This is a genomic window from Staphylococcus sp. HMSC36A10 (assembly GCF_001838845.1).
In the GTDB taxonomy this organism is placed as follows: domain Bacteria; phylum Bacillota; class Bacilli; order Staphylococcales; family Staphylococcaceae; genus Staphylococcus; species Staphylococcus aureus.
The window spans coordinates 1-17,709 of record NZ_KV839136.1 but is presented as its reverse complement, the minus strand read 5'-3'; the positions used below and the strand labels follow the sequence as shown (position 1 = coordinate 17,709).

The following is a 17,709-nucleotide window of genomic DNA, read 5'->3' as shown; positions in this document are numbered from 1 at the left end:
GCGAGATGTGGTAAAGTAATATCGAACGTTTTAATAAACATCACAACAAAGGAGTGCTATAACCATGGCAGTAAATTTATATGATTATGCAAATCAATTAGAACAAGCTTTAAGAGAAAGCGAAGAATACAAAGCAATCAAAGAAGCATTCGCTAATGTAAAAGCTAACGAAGAATCTAAAAAGTTATTCGACGAGTTCCGTGAAACTCAAATTAACTTCCAACAAAAACAAATGCAAGGTGAAGAAATTGCTGAAGAAGATTTACAAAAAGCGCAAGAACAAGCGCAAGCAATTGAAAAAGATGAAAACATCTCTGCATTAATGAATGCTGAACAAAAAATGAGTCAAGTATTCCAAGAAATCAACCAAATTATCGTTAAACCATTAGACGAAATTTACGCTGACTAATATTAAAATAATATTTTTCAATCCTTTAAATAGAGGAATAGACTGCCGACAGAGTCCGAGACTTTGTGGGTAGTTTTTTTAGTTTTGATAACGGAAGTTAGAGGCTCTCTGTCAAATTGGGCAGATGCGTTCAGTATCGGAATTTAGGCTACTAAACATGTCCTAGCTTTAGCTCAGAATGGACGACGGAAGCTGGGCAATCAAACATGGCTAGCTCTATGCCAAAACGGGCAGATGAGCTTGATAACGGAAGTTAGGCTAGTAAACGTGTCCTAACTTCCTTTTTGCATTTTGAAGTGTAAAGTTTTCAACATAATACTATTAGTTCGGTCATGTATCGGACTGATGGAAAAGCGTTTCACTTTTAATGACTCATTAAGAACGGCCTGAAAATGTTTGGCGTATTAAGTGCAATGATAGTTTTGACATTTAGTTTCTAATTGGTCATTACTGCCGAGCAAATCTAGTAGAGTAATCATGTAAATCTTTAATGTGCCATTTGATTCACTAGCGGTGTTAATAACTACGGAAATTGCATTTCCGACTGAAATTTTTGAAAAATATCAACGTACGCTACAAATAAAATTTTAAACTGTTATAAATGTGTCTCAATTTCATATGTTCATCGACGATATGAAGCGTATTATGGTAAAATGAAGAAATAATAAACTTGTTAATAAATAAAACATCACGATTTGACTAAAGCACTTTATTATTGTGTAGATAATAGTTTTTTAACGAAATAAAAATAAAAATGGCGACTGGTTTTAATAAATCAGCTAATGAATCACTACACCTATAAGTATGAATATAGTGATTAGAATGCTTTGTATAGTTGGATTTTGCAAAATTGATGTTAGAACCTTTAATTAAGGAGATATGGATGTATGGTTAAATTTATTCATTGTTCGGATTTACATTTAGATAGTCCTTTCAAATCTAAGAGTCATATAAGCCCTAAAATTTTTGAGGATGTTCAAAAAAGTGCTTATGAAAGTTTTAAAAACATTGTAGATATTGCATTACAACAAGATGTTGATTTTGTAATTATCGCGGGTGATTTATTTGATAGTGAAAACAGAACATTACGTGCTGAAATTTTCTTAAAACAGCAATTTGAACGTTTACAAAATGAACAAATCTTTGTTTATGTTTGTCATGGTAATCACGACCCATTATCATCAAAGATTTCATCAAACTGGCCAGATAATGTTTCTGTATTTTCAAATAAAGTTGAGACGTATGAAGCAATTACTAAATCTGGTGAAACAATTTATATTCACGGATTTAGTTATGAAAATAGAGCAAGTTATGAGAACAAGATTGATGAATATCCATCAAGTCAAGGCCAAAAAGGCATACATATTGGTGTCTTGCATGGTACGTATAGTAAATCTTCAGTTAACGAAAGATATACCGAGTTCATTTTAGAAGATTTAAACAGTAAATTGTATCATTATTGGGCTTTAGGTCATATACATGAACGTCAACAATTAAGTGATATGCCTGTAATTAACTATTCAGGTAATATTCAAGGTAGACATTTTAATGAGCAAGGTGAAAAAGGTTGCTTATTAATCGAGGGTGACCACTTAAAATTAAAGACTAAATTTTATCCTACACAGTATATTAGATTTGAAGAAGCAACTATTGAAACGGATAAGACATCTAAGCAAGGTTTATACGAGGTCATTCAAAACTTTAAAGAACAAGTGAGAGAAGAAGGAAAAGCCTTTTATCGTTTAACGCTTGTTATTAATAGTGAGACATTAATTTCACCTCAAGATTTATTACAAGTTGAAGAAATGATTACAGATTATGAAGAAAACGAAAATCAATTTGTATATATTGATGAGTTAAAAATACAATATGCACAAAATGATGAGTCACCTTTAGTTAATGAATTTTCAGCGGAATTATTAGTCGATCAAACTGTTTTTGATAAAGCGATGTCAGATTTATATTTAAATCCAAGGGCATCTAAGTTCCTAGACGATTATGGAACATTCGACCATACAGCATTAGTTAATCGTGCTGAAGAAATATTAAAAGCTGAAATGAGAGGTGAACAAAATGATAATTAAATCACTTGAAATTTATGGTTACGGTCAATTTGTTCAACGTAAAATTGAATTTAATAAAAACTTCACTGAAATTTTTGGTGAAAATGAAGCGGGTAAATCGACGATTCAAGCATTCATCCATTCGATATTATTTGGTTTTCCAACTAAAAAGTCTAAAGAGCCAAGACTAGAACCACGTCTAGGTAACCAATACGGTGGTAAATTAGTACTTATTCTTGATGATGGCTTAGAGATTGAAGTTGAACGAATTAAAGGCAGTGCTCAAGGTGATGTGAAAGTATATTTACCTAATGGTGCTGTGCGTGATGATGCTTGGTTACAAAAGAAACTTAATTATATTTCTAAAAAGACATATCAAGGTATCTTTTCATTTGATGTACTAGGGCTTCAAGACATTCATAGAAATCTAAATGAAAAACAATTGCAAGATTATTTATTACAAGCAGGGGCTTTAGGATCAACTGAATTCACGTCAATGCGCGAAGTGATTAATCGTAAAAAAGATGAATTATATAAAAAATCAGGTAAAAATCCGATCATTAATCAACAAATTGAGCAATTAAAACAACTAGAAAGTCAAATTCGTGAAGAAGAAGCAAAGCTAGAAACATATCATCGCTTAGTAGATGATCGAGATAAATCATCACGTCGATTAGAGAATTTAAAGCATAATTTAAATCAATTATCAAAAATGCATGAAGAAAAACAAAAAGAGGTTGCTTTACATGATCATTCACAAGAATGGAAGTCTCTAGAACAACAGTTAAATATTGAGCCAATCACATTCCCAGAAAAAGGTGTGGATCGTTACGAAAAAGCGCGAGCGCATAAGCAATCGTTAGAAAGAGATATTGGTTTAAGAAATGAGCGTTTAGCTCAACTTAAAGAAGAAGCGACTCAATTAGAGCCAGTTAAACAATCTGATATTGACGCCTTCATTAGTTTGAATCAACAAGAAAATGAAATTAAAAATAAAGAATTTGAACTTACTGCAATCGAAAAGGATATTGCGAATAAACAACGTGATAAAGATGAATTGCAAGCAAATATTGGTTGGTCTGAAACGCATCATGACGTAGATAGTTCAGAGGCAATGAAAAGTTATGTCAGTGAGCAAATCAAGAATAAACAAGAACAAGCTGCTTACATTAAACAATTAGAACGTAGTTTAGAAGAAAATAAAATCGAAGATAATGCGGTTCATAGCGAACTAGATTCTGTTGAAGAAAAAATAGTTCCTGAAGAGACTTTTGAAAAGAAAAAAGAATACTCACAACAAGTCATTGAATTAAACGAAAAAGAGAACTTGTATAGCAAATTGAAAGAACGTTTCGAAATTGAGCAACAAGAAAAACAAAAACGTCAAAAATTGTTACGAACAACGTTTATTCTTTTAACATTAGTAGGTATTGGTTTAACTGCCTTCTCATTTATTTCAAACAACATGTTGTTTGGTATTATTTTCGCAGTATTAACTTTAGTATTTGTTATCGGTATCATCATGTCTAAATCAAAAGAAGTAGATTATAGCGAGGCCATCACAGATGAAATCGAAGAAATTAAAGCACAACTAGCCATTTTAGATGAAAATTATGACTTAGATTTTGATTTTGATGAGCAATATCGCATTCGTGATCACTGGCAACAAGCTTTGAAAAATAAAGATATTTTAGAAGAGAAACGTCAGTATATTGAAGGTCGTTTAAATGATGCGAAAGGGCGTCATGATGAATTACAATCGACAGTTGAGAACGTTAAGGATGAATTATACTTATCATCTAAAATTTCAAATGATTTAATTGTTGATAGTATTTCTACAATGGCGAATATTAAAGCATTAGATCAACATATCAGTGATTTAAATCAACAACGCCAGCAATTGGTTCAAGAATTAGATACATTCTACAATCATGCTGAAGCTGTTACAAAATCACAATTTGTTTATTTCAACAAATTATCTTTATTCCACGATGTGCAACAATGGTTGAAATCAGCTGAAGACACGAATGAAAAATGGCGTATTAATGCTGAAAATACCAAACTTGTTACAAATGAATTAAATCATTTAAATGCTCAATTAGAAGAAAATAATAAAGAAATTACAGCACTATTCGATTTTATCAATGTTGGTACTGAAGAAGATTTTTACCAACATCATGAAGATTACCAAACTTATACTAGTAATTTGAGTCGTTTTAATGATTTAACTAAATATCTTGAGAACCAAAACTATTCTTATGAATTAAGTTCTAGTTTAAGTGAAAAAACAACTGCACAACTTGAAGAAGAAGATCATTTATTGGCTACTCAAGTTGACGAATATAATGAGCAATATCTTGAAATGCAAGCACAAGTCAGTGATTTAAGTGCACAAATCAATCACATGGAAACTGATACAACGCTTGCTAATTTAAGACATGAATATCACAGTCTTAAAAATCAACTTAATGATATCGCAAAAGATTGGGCAAGTTTAAGTTATTTACAAAGTTTAGTTGATGAACACATTAAACAAATTAAAGATAAACGTTTGCCTCAAGTTATTAATGAAGCGGTAGAAATATTGAAGCATTTAACAGATGGCAGATATACGATGATTAACTATAATGAAGATTCAATTACGGTTAAACATGTTAATGGTCAATTATATGATCCTGTTGAACTAAGTCAATCTACAAAAGAATTACTTTATGTAGCTTTACGTATCAGTTTAATTAAGGTACTAAGACCATATTATCCGTTCCCATTAATTGTTGATGATGCATTTGTTCATTTTGATAAAAAGCGTACTGAAAAAATGTTGAATTATTTACGATCATTATCAGAACACTATCAAGTACTATACTTTACATGTGTAAAAGATAATATTGTTCCATCAAAAGAAGTGATTACATTAAACAAAATAGAGGAAGGCGGGAAACGATGAGAAATATAGAGAATCTAAATCCCGGAGATTCAGTTGATCACTTTTTCTTAGTGCATAAAGCTACACAGGGTGTAACAGCACAAGGTAAAGATTATATGACATTACATTTGCAAGATAAAAGTGGTGAAATTGAAGCGAAATTTTGGACGGCTACAAAAAATGATATGGCAACAATCAAGCCTGAAGAAATTGTACATGTTAAAGGTGACATCATAAACTATCGCGGAAATAAACAGATGAAAGTCAACCAAATTAGACTAGCGACAACTGAAGATCAATTAAAAACAGAACAATTTGTAGATGGTGCACCTTTATCACCGGCAGAAATACAAGAAGAGATTTCTCATTATTTGCTAGATATTGAAAATGCTAATTTACAACGTATCACACGTCATTTATTGAAAAAATATCAAGAACGATTTTACACATATCCAGCTGCTAGTTCTCATCATCATAACTTTGCGAGTGGCTTAAGCTATCATGTATTAACGATGTTACGTATTGCAAAATCAATTTGTGACATTTATCCATTGTTAAACAAAAGTTTGTTATATAGTGGTATTATTTTGCATGATATTGGTAAAGTTAGAGAATTGAGTGGTCCTGTTGCGACGTCGTATACAGTCGAAGGTAACTTATTAGGACACATCTCGATTGCGAGTGATGAAGTAGTTGAAGCAGCTCGTGAATTGAACATTGAAGGAGAAGAAATCATGTTGTTAAGACATATGATTTTATCTCATCATGGTAAGTTAGAGTATGGTTCGCCAAAACTGCCATACTTAAAAGAAGCAGAAATTTTATGCTATATCGATAATATCGATGCTAGAATGAATATGTTTGAAAAGGCATATAAAAAAACTGACAAGGGTCAGTTTACAGATAAAATATTTGGTCTTGAAAATCGTAGATTCTACAATCCTGAATCACTCGATTAAGAATTAAAAGATATCGGACAGATGAGTATACTGAAACATGAGCTCATCTGTCCGATTTTTAATGCGAAAAAACCGAGCGGCCGTGGTATGATTTTTGAACCACGGTCGCTCGGTTTTGTGTTATTGGCTCATGCCGGATTGTCCGCCTTGTGCGCCACCTTGTTTAAGTTTTTCAGGGTTTAAGATTTTATCTTCGACAACTGATTTAATATCACGATCTTTAAAGTCAACATCGTATTCTTTTAATAGATCTTTGTATGCATCAGTTAATAATTTTGGATTTTTTTGTACTTTCTGATCGACTAATTTTTCTTTCAGGCTTTGTTTTTCACTGTTAAAGTCTGTTGGTTTATCAGCTTTAATAATATGATATCCAAAGCTTGATTTAACAACCTCTGATACTTCACCATCTTTAAGCTTAAATAGTGCTTTTTCAAAATCTTTATCAGTTTGTCCTTTAAGAACATAACCTAATTCGCCATCTTTTTTAGCTGAACCAGTATCCATTGATTCTTTTTTAGCGATTTCACCAAATTTACTTGGATCTTTTGAAACTTCTTTTTGAATTTCTTCAGCTTTTTGTTTCGCTTCTTTATCATCTAAGCCTTCTTTGTCGCTTTTCTTAGATTTAACTTTAATTAAAATGTGTGAAGCTTTCTTGCTGTCTTCTTTAATTTCAGAATCAGAGATTTTAATTTTATCTGATAGTAATTCTTTATGATAAGCAGCAGTACGTAAATTTTCTTTATATTTATCGGCTGTTAAACCTTGCTGTTGAAGGGCCTTTTCAAATTTATCTTTACCGCCGTATTGCTTTTGCATTTTTTCAATTTGTTCGTCAATTTTCTTATCATTAACTTTATTTTTATATTTATCAGCTAAAATTTTATTTAACATTTCAGTAAACGATGCATTTGCAATTTGATCTTTACCGATTTTTTTCATTGTATCTGCAACTGTTACATCTCCAGCTTTAGAAGAAATTAATGTATTTTCTTTAGAGTCTGTGGCACTAGCGCCACAAGCGCCTAATAATAAAGCACTAGCTGTTACCGGAACGATTAATTTGTTTATCATCTTCATAGTTGAAACTCCTTTGTAAGTTAATCATCGTGAATATAACATAGTTTTATATTATCACCAATCAATAACCCATGACATCAGACTAGAGTATTAGGTTTAGGGGTAGAAATTGATGAAAATAAAAAAACAAGGTCTATATACATTTGATTGTAAGCTATTACATAGCCTAAAAACAAATAATAACACCTTGCTATAATTATTTTGTTATAAATGATATGGATTTTTAATTTTTTTCAAAATATTAATACCTGTACTATGTTCTTCTATATATTGTCCATAATTAGAAAATATAATTATTTTTAAATATAATAAATCTGTAATGGAAATACCGAAATTCAATGCCAATAAGAACATTAAATAATGTCCATATTGCGGGAATGAAATTGTTAGATAAACGAACATTGCAGATAAGATAATTAACGGCAATATTAAGTTAATGCAAAAATAAAATTTGTGTACAGGTTGATTGACGTAGGTATTATAGAATATAAGCCATTTTCTTTTAGTCAACTTATGAACTTTAAACGATTTTCTATATGGTAAGAAAAATAATAAATGTATACTTTTATGTAATGGATACGTCATAAATACAAGTAATAAAAAGATGAGAAAATGTCTATCTGATAATGGCGTATTAGATAAAAAATACATTACTTCATAACTAACTAAAAACATAATGATGGTTGCAACTGCACTCATAAATGCAATTCTAGGCAAACCAAATCGTGCATTGATATCAATTTGTCTTTTACATAAAAACATATCTTACGCCTCATCTCTTTTCAATATAAGTTAGATTATAACTAACTCAGGTTCAGTAATTCAATAGTAACATATCATGTTAGAAGAATTGTTATATAAGAAGAAAGGGGCGAAGTATTGTTTGATTTGAAACGCGAAAGTGGAGTTTGGTAAAATTGGCTGATTGACTAGCGTAGAAGTAGAATGCAGAACAAATTTCTGCGAACACATCTTCTTGCTAATAAAGCATCACTTATGAAAAAGGCGCGTGTGACATGAGTATTTGAAAACTTGAATAATATAAAAAATGGATATGGCAGGGCATATGCAAAAGCATCTTTTGACCAACTAAGTCATACAAATGCTAAAAATATAGTGATATGTAATTATAATAAACACCAGATTAATAATTTGTGCAAGTAAGGTATATGTAATGTGCATAAAAGGTTCGGCTCAATGAAAATATAAGTATGTTGATTGTCGATAATGATTTAAGTAAAGCGTAATCAAAGTGCAAGGATAACACAATGAATCCTAAGCAATGTTTTCAATCAATTCATAAATAGGATTTAAGCGAAAACCACTACAAACAATGTCTTCCTATAATTTGTAAACATAAGTTCATTTGAGTTTTAAAAAAGAGATGACAAGAAATATCTAATTTCTAATGTCATCTCGTTTATTTGGCATTTAATTTTAAAAAATAAATATGCTGTTACTAATAAAAATAGTTGTGATCGAGAACGTAACGTGCTACTTAGAAATTTCGTTTCCAATATCCTCGCCACGATTTTGTAAATTTTCGATGTGTGACTGTAAACGTTCAATATTAGGATTGATGTCAGATTTGAAGTTTCCAAGTAATGACTTAATTTCACCACCAATTGAACTACCAAATTCCGCACTTTCGTTTTTAATTTGAACACCATAGTTTAAAATGTCATTAAAACTTTGTTTAATCGTTTCAAATTCACGTTGTAGTTCTGATTTTGAACCAGTAGGGGCAGTACGATCGATCGTGTTGTTCTTGACACTTTTGTCGTCTCGTCCTTGAAGTGCAACTACAAAACCAGCTGCTACGCCAACACCGATACCGAATAGAATGCGTGATGCTTTCATTTATATTCTCCTCACTTTTAACATCTGTTATCTTGATAACTCATTTTGTTTAAAATTGCTAACCTTGATGTTATCACTTCAAACGCAATTGTTATAATATTAATCATATTATACCCGTTCGAGCTTAGATTAAGCATACATTTAAAATTGTGCTTGAATTTGTTCAGCAATTTGTTGTTTTGCATCGTTATCTAAAATGTCTTCATGTGTTTCCCACTTATAACCAAATCCATCAATATCATTTTCGTATCGAGGAATTAAGTGGAAATGAATATGAAATACAGATTGATCTGCAAACTCACCATTATTTTGAATAATGTTTAAACCATCAGGATTAAATGCACGCTTAATAGCATTTGCTACTTTAGGTAATGCTGCACCGATATGTTTCATTGTTTCTTCATCAGTTTCAAAGATATTAGCAGAAGCTTTTTTAGGAATTAATAACGTATGTCCTTTAGTAACTTGTGATATATCTAAAAAGGCATAGACATAATCGTCTTCATATACTTTAAAGCTAGGAATTTCTCCAGTTAAAATTTTGCCGAAAATTGTTTCTGACATGATGACTACACTCCTTTTCAACTTGTATTACCATTCATTATAACATTGTCGCTAAAAATTCGATATTAGGACATGTGTATTTAATATGAGCATTTTATAATTTTTGGTACAATAAAAGTCATGGAGGTGCCTTATGACAGTTAAAGTAGAACAGCTTACAGGTGGATATGGAAAACGCCCTGTAATTAAAGATATAAATTTTGAATTAAACAAAGGCGAAATCGTTGGACTTATTGGCCTTAATGGCGCTGGTAAGAGTACAACGATTAAACATATGCTAGGATTGCTTACACCTATGGAAGGATCTCTATCAATTTCAGATATCAACATTAATGATGACATAGAGGCTTATAGAAGAAAGTTATCTTATATTCCGGAATCACCGGTTATTTATGAAGAACTCACATTAGAGGAACATATAGAGATGACAGCAATGGCATATGATATTGATCGTGATGAAGCGATGAATCGAGCAATGCCATTATTAAAAACATTCCGTTTAGAAAATGAATTGAAAGTTTTTCCGAGTCATTTTTCTAAGGGGATGAAACAAAAAGTCATGATTATTTGTGCGTTTATCGTTAATCCCGAATTGTATATTATAGACGAACCATTCCTTGGCCTAGATCCATTAGGAATTCAATCCATGTTAGATTTAATGGTTGAAAAGAAAAACGAAGGTAGAACCGTTCTAATGAGTACACATATTTTAGCAACAGCTGAACGTTACTGTGATCGTTTTATCATACTAGACGAAGGTGAAGTCGTTGCATTTGGAGATTTAGAAGCATTGAGACAACAAACTGGCTTACATAATCAAACATTAGACGATATATATATTCATGTGACGCAAGGTGGAGATGTACATGCGTAACCAAGCGACCACATTATTTAATAAAAGATTACATGCCCTTCGTAAAGAGAAAAATTATTATAATAAGTTTATATTTAATGGTCATTTCATGGTCTTTTTACTTATTTTGCTGGGTGCATTTATTTTTGGATATGGTGAATGGTTAAAACATATTCCAACAAATATAAATTTTTCATTAATAGCAGCAGTGATTGTTGCGTTGACATCCATTTTTCCAATGCGACCACTGTTAAAAAAAGCGGATAAAATCTTTTTATTACCATTTGAAAAACACATGTCTCAATTTATGCGCCATGCGATTTTATATAGTTACTTTGCGCGCATATTAATCCAACTCATTATTGTTATTGTAATGTTCCCGTTGTTTTACAATATTAATCAACATAATGTGGCATTTTATATTTGTTTTGGATTCAGTGCATTAATTTTTCCATATGTTGGTTTACGCTTAAGATGGCAATGGTATCAATCGGGACTTAAAACATGGCAAGTTAATTTAATATCATTTATCATCTTTGCTCTAACATATTACTTACTATTAGCTCCAAAATGGTACATCGTATTTGTGATGGTTGCTTTGCCTGTGTTAATAGAATTTTTAGTTAAAAAATATAAACCAGGCTTTTTGTATCCTTGGGAGAAAATGATTGCTATCGAACATCGACATCATATGAATTATTATAAATTTGTTAATATGTTCACCGATGTAAAACATTTGAAAGAATCTGCAGTCAGAAGAAGTTATCTAGATATACTTTTACCAGTTCCAAAGGGTAGTAAATTTAACTCTAATGCGATGTATTTATTCTTATTTATTAGAAGCTTTATAAGAGGGAGAGACGCATTTAATATTATCTTTAGGTTAGTAATTATTGCAGTTTTACTTATGGTTTGGTTATCATATCCATTAGTGACAGGGGTTATTGGAAGTCTTTTTGTGTATATTATATTGTTGCAAATGGCACAATTTTATTCACAACAAGCATATGGCTTATGGCCTCAAGTGTGGCCTGTACCTGAAGAGAAGGTAATCAAAGGGTATGAACAGTTTTTATATAGATTAATGTTTGTTATTTGTACTGTGTTTGCATTGACATTTATTATAAAACATATGACGTTATTCTATGTTGTACTCATTTTCTATATTGTAGGTTTATTAACGATTAGAAGTATTATTAAAAAGTTAAAATATCAGGAAACATTATTACGAGACTAAAAAACTTCCATTGGCATGTATGTTGTAAAGGTGCATGTAATGTTGAACGCCAAATGATACGGCGTTCAGATTACATTAGCATCTATACGTTAACAGCATAACCAATGGAAGTTTTCTTCGAATCTATTCTTTTATTGGGTATAGATATCTTTCAAAATAACTTGAATGTTGTCCGCTTGAACCAAAGTAATGACTTAATGCGTCTTTTGAAAAATGGTCATTAAAGGCATCAGATTGCTTAAAGTCTTCGTATGCATGTCGATCAGCAAATCCGAAATAAATTTTGTATGTTGTACCTTTAGCAGGTCTTAACAAACGATAGCTTTTAAAGCCACCAAAGTTTCTGAAATTATCGTCTACACTAATCAGTTTCTTTTCAAGTTGATATGCATGATCTTCTGTTGATGGAATGAAGATTGCACAATAGAAATGATGTTCACTGAATTCACCAATTTCTTTAATAACATCATATTTTGTAGGTGATTTTAAAACAGTCTCACCATCAGTTTCTTCAAAAATAACTGAAGTATCTGATGCTGAAAATTGGAATAGTTGATGGGTCGGGTTATTGATTTTTATCTGATGTAAAAATCCATAAGTACCATAAGATGTATATAGTTTCTTCATATGAAAGGTCCCCCTTATGTTTTTATTTATTATACGATGATAAACTAGTCATTACCACTATTAATAATTGATTAAAATTACTATAATGAATCTTGCGAGATATTTAGAAGTAATGATACAAAATAATGGACTTTAGAATTTAAATTTACAATAAATAGTTCTATGATTAAATGTCAGTTTTATGACATTTATTTATTGAAAATACGAACGAATGAGCGATATGATAATATAGATAAGAATGATTTTAATTTAGGAGGCCCTTATGGTGCATAATAAAAACAATACAATTTTAAAAATGATCAAAGGTGAAGAAACATCACATACACCTGTTTGGTTTATGCGACAAGCTGGCCGTTCGCAACCAGAATATCGAAAATTGAAAGAAAAATATTCACTATTCGATATTACACATCAGCCGGAGTTGTGCGCTTATGTAACACATTTACCAGTTGATAATTATCATACAGATGCAGCAATTTTATACAAAGATATTATGACACCATTAAAGCCAATTGGTGTCGATGTAGAAATCAAATCGGGTATTGGTCCAGTGATTCATAATCCTATCAAAACAATTCAAGATGTTGAGAAACTTTCTCAAATAGACCCCGAACGAGATGTACCATATGTATTAGATACAATTAAACTTTTAACAGAAGAAAAGTTAAATGTGCCGCTAATAGGATTTACTGGGGCACCATTTACATTAGCGTCATATATGATTGAAGGCGGACCATCGAAAAATTACAATTTTACAAAAGCGATGATGTATAGAGATGAAGCAACATGGTTTGCTTTAATGAATCATTTAGTTGATGTATCTGTTAAATATGTAACAGCTCAAGTCGAAGCAGGTGCCGAATTGATTCAAATTTTCGATTCATGGGTAGGTGCATTAAATGTCGAGGATTACAGACGTTACATTAAACCACATATGATTCGATTAATCAGTGAGGTTAAAGAAAAACATGATGTGCCGGTAATTTTATTCGGTGTAGGTGCCAGTCATTTAATCAATGAATGGAATGATTTACCGATTGATGTATTAGGCCTAGATTGGAGAACATCTATTAATCAGGCTCAACAATTAGGCGTTACTAAAACATTACAAGGGAATTTAGATCCATCAATTTTATTAGCACCATGGAATGTCATTGAAGAGAGATTGAAACCAATATTAGATCAAGGTATGGAGAACGGTAAACACATCTTTAATTTAGGACACGGTGTTTTCCCAGAAGTGCAACCAGAGACGTTACGTAAAGTAAGCGAATTCGTACACACATATACACAAAGATAATCATAGTATTACATTGAAGCACATGAAAGATAATTCATTTAAAGGAAGGTATTATCAATGACTAAAAAAATGGGATTATTAGTTATGGCTTATGGCACTCCTTATAAAGAAAGTGACATAGAGCCATATTATACAGATATTAGACATGGTAAACGTCCATCTGAAGAAGAACTTCAAGATTTGAAAGATAGATATGAATTTATAGGTGGTTTATCACCATTAGCAGGTACAACAGATGACCAAGCTGATGCGCTAGTTTCAGCATTAAATAAAGCATATGCAGATGTTGAATTTAAACTATATTTAGGATTAAAACATATTTCGCCATTTATCGAAGATGCGGTTGAACAAATGCACAATGATGGCATTACTGAAGCAATCACTGTAGTACTAGCACCACACTATTCTTCATTTTCAGTAGGATCATATGACAAACGTGCTGATGAAGAAGCTGCAAAATATGGTATTCAACTTACACATGTGAAACATTATTATGAACAACCTAAATTTATTGAATATTGGACGAATAAAGTCAACGAAACATTAGCTCAAATACCGGAAGAGGAACATAAAGACACGGTATTAGTTGTTTCGGCTCATAGTTTGCCAAAAGGTTTAATCGAAAAGAATAATGATCCATATCCACAAGAACTAGAACATACTGCACTTTTAATTAAAGAACAATCTAATATTGAACATATTGCGATTGGTTGGCAATCTGAAGGTAATACAGGTACACCTTGGTTAGGGCCAGATGTACAAGATTTAACACGTGATTTATATGAAAAACATCAGTATAAAAACTTTATATATACGCCAGTAGGTTTTGTATGTGAGCATTTAGAGGTGCTTTATGACAATGATTATGAATGTAAAGTTGTTTGCGATGATATTGGTGCGAATTATTATCGTCCAAAAATGCCGAATACACATCCATTATTTATCGGTGCAATTGTTGATGAAATCAAGTCTATATTTTAATGACGAAAGAAGCGTGAAACGTTGTGACTAAATCAGTGGCTATTATAGGAGCGGGGATAACAGGTTTATCAAGTGCATATTTTTTAAAACAGCAAGATCCTAATATTGATGTAACCATCTTTGAAGCATCGAATCGTCCGGGGGGAAAGATTCAATCGTATCGTAAAGATGGTTATATGATTGAACTAGGGCCTGAATCTTATTTAGGTAGAAAAACGATCATGACAGAATTAGCGAAAGATATTGGATTAGAACAAGATATTGTTACAAATACGACTGGACAATCTTATATTTTTGCGAAAAACAAATTGTATCCTATTCCAGGTGGATCAATTATGGGAATTCCGACAGATATCAAACCGTTTGTGACAACTAAATTAATTTCACCACTTGGAAAGTTAAGAGCAGGGTTAGATTTACTTAAAAAACCTACTCAAATGCAGGATGGTGACATTTCTGTTGGGGCATTTTTCAGAGCAAGATTAGGTAATGAGGTACTTGAGAATTTAATAGAGCCTTTAATGGGTGGTATTTATGGTACCGATATTGATAAATTAAGTTTGATGAGTACGTTTCCTAATTTTAAAGAAAAAGAAGAGGCATTCGGAAGTCTGATAAAAGGTATGAAGGATGAGAAAAATAAGCGTCTGAAACAAAGACAATTATATCCTGGCGCACCAAAAGGACAATTCAAACAATTTAAGCATGGTTTAAGTTCATTTATTGAAGCATTAGAACAAGATGTGAAAAATAAAGGTGTGACAATACGCTACAATACGACAGTGGATGATATTATTACATCTCAAAAGCAATATAAAATTGTTTACAGTGATCAACTAGAAGAAGTGTATGATGGCGTATTAGTAACGACACCACATCAAGTGTTTTTAAATTGGTTCGGACAAGATCCAGCATTTGATTACTTTAAAACGATGGATAGTACGACTGTTGCAACTGTTGTATTGGCATTTGATGAAAAAGATATTGAAAATACTTATGATGGTACTGGCTTCGTGATTGCGAGAACGAGTGATACAGACATTACCGCATGTACTTGGACATCGAAAAAATGGCCATTTACTACACCAGAAGGTAAGGTTTTGATTCGTGCGTATGTAGGTAAACCAGGTGATACTGTGGTTGATGATCATACAGATAATGAATTAGTATCGATTGTACGTAGAGATTTAAGTCAAATGATGACATTTAAAGGCGATCCTGAATTTACAATTGTCAATCGTTTGCCGAAAAGTATGCCACAGTACCATGTTGGTCACATTCAACAAATTAGACAGATTCAAGCACATATTAAACAAACATATCCACGACTTAGAGTAACTGGTGCATCTTTTGAAGCGGTTGGACTACCTGATTGTATTACGCAAGGTAAAGTTGCTGCTGAAGAAGTAATCGCAGAGTTGTAAGTTAATTGTTGGATGGTGTGGTGTAGGTGCGACGCCTTTAGATAATGTTTGATGAAATATAGTCATTTTTAAGTTATATAATGGTGGAAGTAATGTGTAAATATAGATACTTTCAACGGGAATTATTTTTGTGAATTTGAAGCAGAGACAAAGGTTTAGCTGTTTTTGAATGATATTGAAATGATGACAATACACTTTAATTAGAAATGTCACTTTGCGATATAACATTTCTAATTAAGGTGTTTTTATTTTACAATTATAGGTAATCAGTCATTTTTTTAAAAATAGAAAAGAAGTAGTAAGTTGAAAGGAGAGAATGAGATGACAGATGTAATTATTGTACATTCTATGCATGGAAATAGTAGAAATCATTGGTATCAGTGGTTGGAGCATAACTTAACTTTAGAAGGATATGACGTAACATTATTTAATTTTGAATCCCCTGAAGCGAAGACAGTGGATCAGTGGATTGAAGCTATGACGAAACAAATTAATGTACGCAAAAAGGATACATATTTTGTAACACATGGTTTAGGTTCAATCACAGCTTTAAAATATATTGAAATGATTGATCAGCCGATTGAAGGCTTTTTCAGTATAGCGGGCTTTAAAGAAGATGCAGAAAATATAGATTTAGATATTGATTTAAGTAATGTAACCATTGATTACGATAATATTAAAAAGAAAGTTGACAATTTTTACGGATTGAGTTCTAAAAATGACAAATACGTTTCATATAAAGAGACCCAGCGTTTAATGAATGCATTAGAGGGGAACTTGCGAATCGTGGAAGATGGAGGGCACTTCTTAGAAGAGGATGGCTTCGAAACATTTACAGCGTTGCAAGATCGGATGCAAGATTACATGACACGATAGGTAATGTATTGTTGTGTTATGTTGTGTCATTAGGTAGCTGCTGATTTTAAAAAAATTGTGGTAATTGAGGCGTCAAGCAATGTCTTAGGGCTACAATGTTATATTGGTAGTCGCTGACTGAAAGAATATGCGGTGTAACAAGCTTTTATAATTTCTTTTTCAGAAGGTATAGGCGTTGTAAACTTTATAACTCCTATACCTTTTTAAATGCTTTAACACTATTTATGACAACTATTAGACACTTATATGATAAAAGGGAATAAGAAGCGTTTTTTTACACAAAAAACTTTAAAAATGTCGTTGACGTACACTACAAAAATGAATATACTAATATTTGTGTTCAACAGAGAACATGTTGCTACGATATTTAAGTAATTATTTAAGAGATAACATTTAAATTAAATTCAAAAAGTTCTTGACTTTAGGTTTTTGATTATGGTATATTAATTAGGTAATTCAAAATAATATTAGCGCGGGATGGAGCAGTTCGGTAGCTCGTCGGGCTCATAACCCGAAGGTCGGTGGTTCAAATCCGCCTCCCGCAATA

17 protein-coding genes and 1 tRNA gene are annotated in these 17,709 nt (G+C 31.8%); 13 read left to right on the top strand and 5 right to left on the bottom strand.

Annotated elements, in window-relative coordinates:
* The first annotated feature begins 64 nt into the window (after positions 1-64).
* The 5 genes from HMPREF3247_RS13935 to yhaM all read left to right on the top strand — a co-directional run bounded on the left by HMPREF3247_RS13935 (position 65) and on the right by yhaM (position 6,357).
* Positions 65-409, top strand: a complete 345-nt coding sequence (locus tag HMPREF3247_RS13935) for a YlbF/YmcA family competence regulator (RefSeq protein WP_000290301.1) — start codon at positions 65-67, stop codon at positions 407-409.
* A 492-nt stretch (positions 410-901) separates the two neighbouring features.
* Positions 902-1,000: a hypothetical protein gene (locus HMPREF3247_RS13930; RefSeq protein ID WP_001791795.1), complete on the top strand. Its 99-nt coding sequence runs from the start codon at positions 902-904 to the stop codon at positions 998-1,000.
* 296 nt (positions 1,001-1,296) lie between these two features.
* Positions 1,297-2,493, top strand: a complete 1,197-nt coding sequence (locus HMPREF3247_RS13925) for a metallophosphoesterase family protein (protein WP_000238227.1) — start codon at positions 1,297-1,299, stop codon at positions 2,491-2,493.
* Entirely contained in the window at positions 2,483-5,419 is a 2,937-nt protein-coding gene (locus HMPREF3247_RS13920; protein ID WP_064130038.1) for an ATP-binding protein, read from the top strand. Before HMPREF3247_RS13925 ends, HMPREF3247_RS13920 begins: the two co-directional genes overlap by 11 nt.
* On the top strand, positions 5,416-6,357 hold the full coding sequence (yhaM, locus tag HMPREF3247_RS13915) for a 3'-5' exoribonuclease YhaM (protein WP_001244175.1): 942 nt from the start codon (positions 5,416-5,418) through the stop codon (positions 6,355-6,357). Before HMPREF3247_RS13920 ends, yhaM begins: the two co-directional genes overlap by 4 nt.
* Positions 6,358-6,477: 120 nt before the next feature.
* On the opposite strand, the gene HMPREF3247_RS13910 is transcribed toward yhaM, so the two are convergent.
* The 4 genes from HMPREF3247_RS13910 to HMPREF3247_RS13895 form a co-directional block, all read right to left on the bottom strand.
* Complete coding sequence (locus HMPREF3247_RS13910) at positions 6,478-7,440, bottom strand: peptidylprolyl isomerase PrsA (protein WP_000782121.1); 963 nt, start codon at positions 7,438-7,440, stop codon at positions 6,478-6,480.
* 204 nt (positions 7,441-7,644) lie between these two features.
* On the bottom strand, positions 7,645-8,202 hold the full coding sequence (locus HMPREF3247_RS13905; protein ID WP_000477962.1) for a DUF3267 domain-containing protein: 558 nt from the start codon (positions 8,200-8,202) through the stop codon (positions 7,645-7,647).
* Positions 8,203-8,934: 732 nt separating this feature from the next.
* On the bottom strand, positions 8,935-9,300 hold the full coding sequence (locus HMPREF3247_RS13900; protein WP_000648118.1) for a YtxH domain-containing protein: 366 nt from the start codon (positions 9,298-9,300) through the stop codon (positions 8,935-8,937).
* A gap of 141 nt (positions 9,301-9,441) precedes the next feature.
* Positions 9,442-9,864 carry an HIT family protein gene (locus HMPREF3247_RS13895; protein WP_000004981.1) on the bottom strand — a complete coding sequence of 141 codons (423 nt, stop codon included), beginning with the start codon at positions 9,862-9,864 and terminating at the stop codon, positions 9,442-9,444.
* Positions 9,865-9,997: 133 nt separating this feature from the next.
* On the opposite strand from HMPREF3247_RS13895, the gene HMPREF3247_RS13890 reads away from it, so the two are divergent.
* Together HMPREF3247_RS13890 and HMPREF3247_RS13885 are read left to right on the top strand one after the other, a co-directional pair.
* Positions 9,998-10,738 (top strand): ABC transporter ATP-binding protein EcsA, encoded by a 741-nt coding sequence (locus HMPREF3247_RS13890; RefSeq protein ID WP_000216874.1) that lies wholly within the window; start codon positions 9,998-10,000, stop codon positions 10,736-10,738.
* A complete protein-coding gene (locus HMPREF3247_RS13885; protein WP_001245771.1) occupies positions 10,731-11,954 on the top strand; it encodes an ABC transporter permease EcsB in 1,224 nt (407 codons plus the stop codon). Before HMPREF3247_RS13890 ends, HMPREF3247_RS13885 begins: the two co-directional genes overlap by 8 nt.
* 123 nt (positions 11,955-12,077) lie before the next feature.
* On the opposite strand, the gene traP is transcribed toward HMPREF3247_RS13885, so the two are convergent.
* A complete protein-coding gene (gene traP, locus HMPREF3247_RS13880; protein ID WP_000737978.1) occupies positions 12,078-12,581 on the bottom strand; it encodes a signal transduction protein TRAP in 504 nt (167 codons plus the stop codon).
* Between the two features lie 162 nt (positions 12,582-12,743).
* Here traP and HMPREF3247_RS13875 point away from each other — a divergent pair, with 162 nt between their 5' ends.
* From HMPREF3247_RS13875 to HMPREF3247_RS13845, 6 genes are all read left to right on the top strand, one after another.
* Positions 12,744-12,854: a hypothetical protein gene (locus HMPREF3247_RS13875; RefSeq protein WP_031866187.1), complete on the top strand. Its 111-nt coding sequence runs from the start codon at positions 12,744-12,746 to the stop codon at positions 12,852-12,854.
* Positions 12,844-13,881, top strand: coding sequence for a uroporphyrinogen decarboxylase (gene hemE / locus HMPREF3247_RS13870; RefSeq protein ID WP_000233526.1), 1,038 nt, complete (start codon positions 12,844-12,846; stop codon positions 13,879-13,881). Before HMPREF3247_RS13875 ends, hemE begins: the two co-directional genes overlap by 11 nt.
* A gap of 57 nt (positions 13,882-13,938) precedes the next feature.
* The gene (gene hemH / locus HMPREF3247_RS13865) at positions 13,939-14,862 is read left to right on the top strand and encodes a ferrochelatase (protein WP_000162881.1); all 924 of its coding nucleotides are present in this window, start codon (positions 13,939-13,941) and stop codon (positions 14,860-14,862) included.
* 23 nt (positions 14,863-14,885) lie between these two features.
* A complete protein-coding gene (hemY, locus tag HMPREF3247_RS13860; RefSeq protein ID WP_000167549.1) occupies positions 14,886-16,286 on the top strand; it encodes a protoporphyrinogen oxidase in 1,401 nt (466 codons plus the stop codon).
* Positions 16,287-16,607: 321 nt separating this feature from the next.
* Positions 16,608-17,162 (top strand): RBBP9/YdeN family alpha/beta hydrolase, encoded by a 555-nt coding sequence (locus tag HMPREF3247_RS13850; protein WP_000132890.1) that lies wholly within the window; start codon positions 16,608-16,610, stop codon positions 17,160-17,162.
* A 471-nt stretch (positions 17,163-17,633) separates the two neighbouring features.
* A tRNA-Met gene (locus tag HMPREF3247_RS13845) sits at positions 17,634-17,707 on the top strand.
* The last annotated feature ends 2 nt before the right edge of the window (positions 17,708-17,709 follow it).

Bases quoted from the DNA above. Each gene is read 5' to 3' on its own strand.
- hemH (WP_000162881.1), top strand. From the start codon at position 13,939: ATGACTAAAAAAATGGGATTATTAGTTATGGCTTATGGCACTCCTTAT.
- HMPREF3247_RS13920 (WP_064130038.1), top strand. From the start codon at position 2,483: ATGATAATTAAATCACTTGAAATTTATGGTTACGGTCAATTTGTTCAA.
- HMPREF3247_RS13875 (WP_031866187.1), top strand. From the start codon at position 12,744: ATGATTAAATGTCAGTTTTATGACATTTATTTATTGAAAATACGAACG.
- HMPREF3247_RS13895 (WP_000004981.1), bottom strand. From the start codon at position 9,864: ATGTCAGAAACAATTTTCGGCAAAATTTTAACTGGAGAAATTCCTAGC.
- yhaM (WP_001244175.1), top strand. From the start codon at position 5,416: ATGAGAAATATAGAGAATCTAAATCCCGGAGATTCAGTTGATCACTTT.
- HMPREF3247_RS13890 (WP_000216874.1), top strand. From the start codon at position 9,998: ATGACAGTTAAAGTAGAACAGCTTACAGGTGGATATGGAAAACGCCCT.
- HMPREF3247_RS13900 (WP_000648118.1), bottom strand. From the start codon at position 9,300: ATGAAAGCATCACGCATTCTATTCGGTATCGGTGTTGGCGTAGCAGCT.
- HMPREF3247_RS13885 (WP_001245771.1), top strand. From the start codon at position 10,731: ATGCGTAACCAAGCGACCACATTATTTAATAAAAGATTACATGCCCTT.
- HMPREF3247_RS13935 (WP_000290301.1), top strand. From the start codon at position 65: ATGGCAGTAAATTTATATGATTATGCAAATCAATTAGAACAAGCTTTA.
- traP (WP_000737978.1), bottom strand. From the start codon at position 12,581: ATGAAGAAACTATATACATCTTATGGTACTTATGGATTTTTACATCAG.
- hemE (WP_000233526.1), top strand. From the start codon at position 12,844: ATGGTGCATAATAAAAACAATACAATTTTAAAAATGATCAAAGGTGAA.
- HMPREF3247_RS13850 (WP_000132890.1), top strand. From the start codon at position 16,608: ATGACAGATGTAATTATTGTACATTCTATGCATGGAAATAGTAGAAAT.
- HMPREF3247_RS13905 (WP_000477962.1), bottom strand. From the start codon at position 8,202: ATGTTTTTATGTAAAAGACAAATTGATATCAATGCACGATTTGGTTTG.
- HMPREF3247_RS13925 (WP_000238227.1), top strand. From the start codon at position 1,297: ATGGTTAAATTTATTCATTGTTCGGATTTACATTTAGATAGTCCTTTC.
- HMPREF3247_RS13910 (WP_000782121.1), bottom strand. From the start codon at position 7,440: ATGAAGATGATAAACAAATTAATCGTTCCGGTAACAGCTAGTGCTTTA.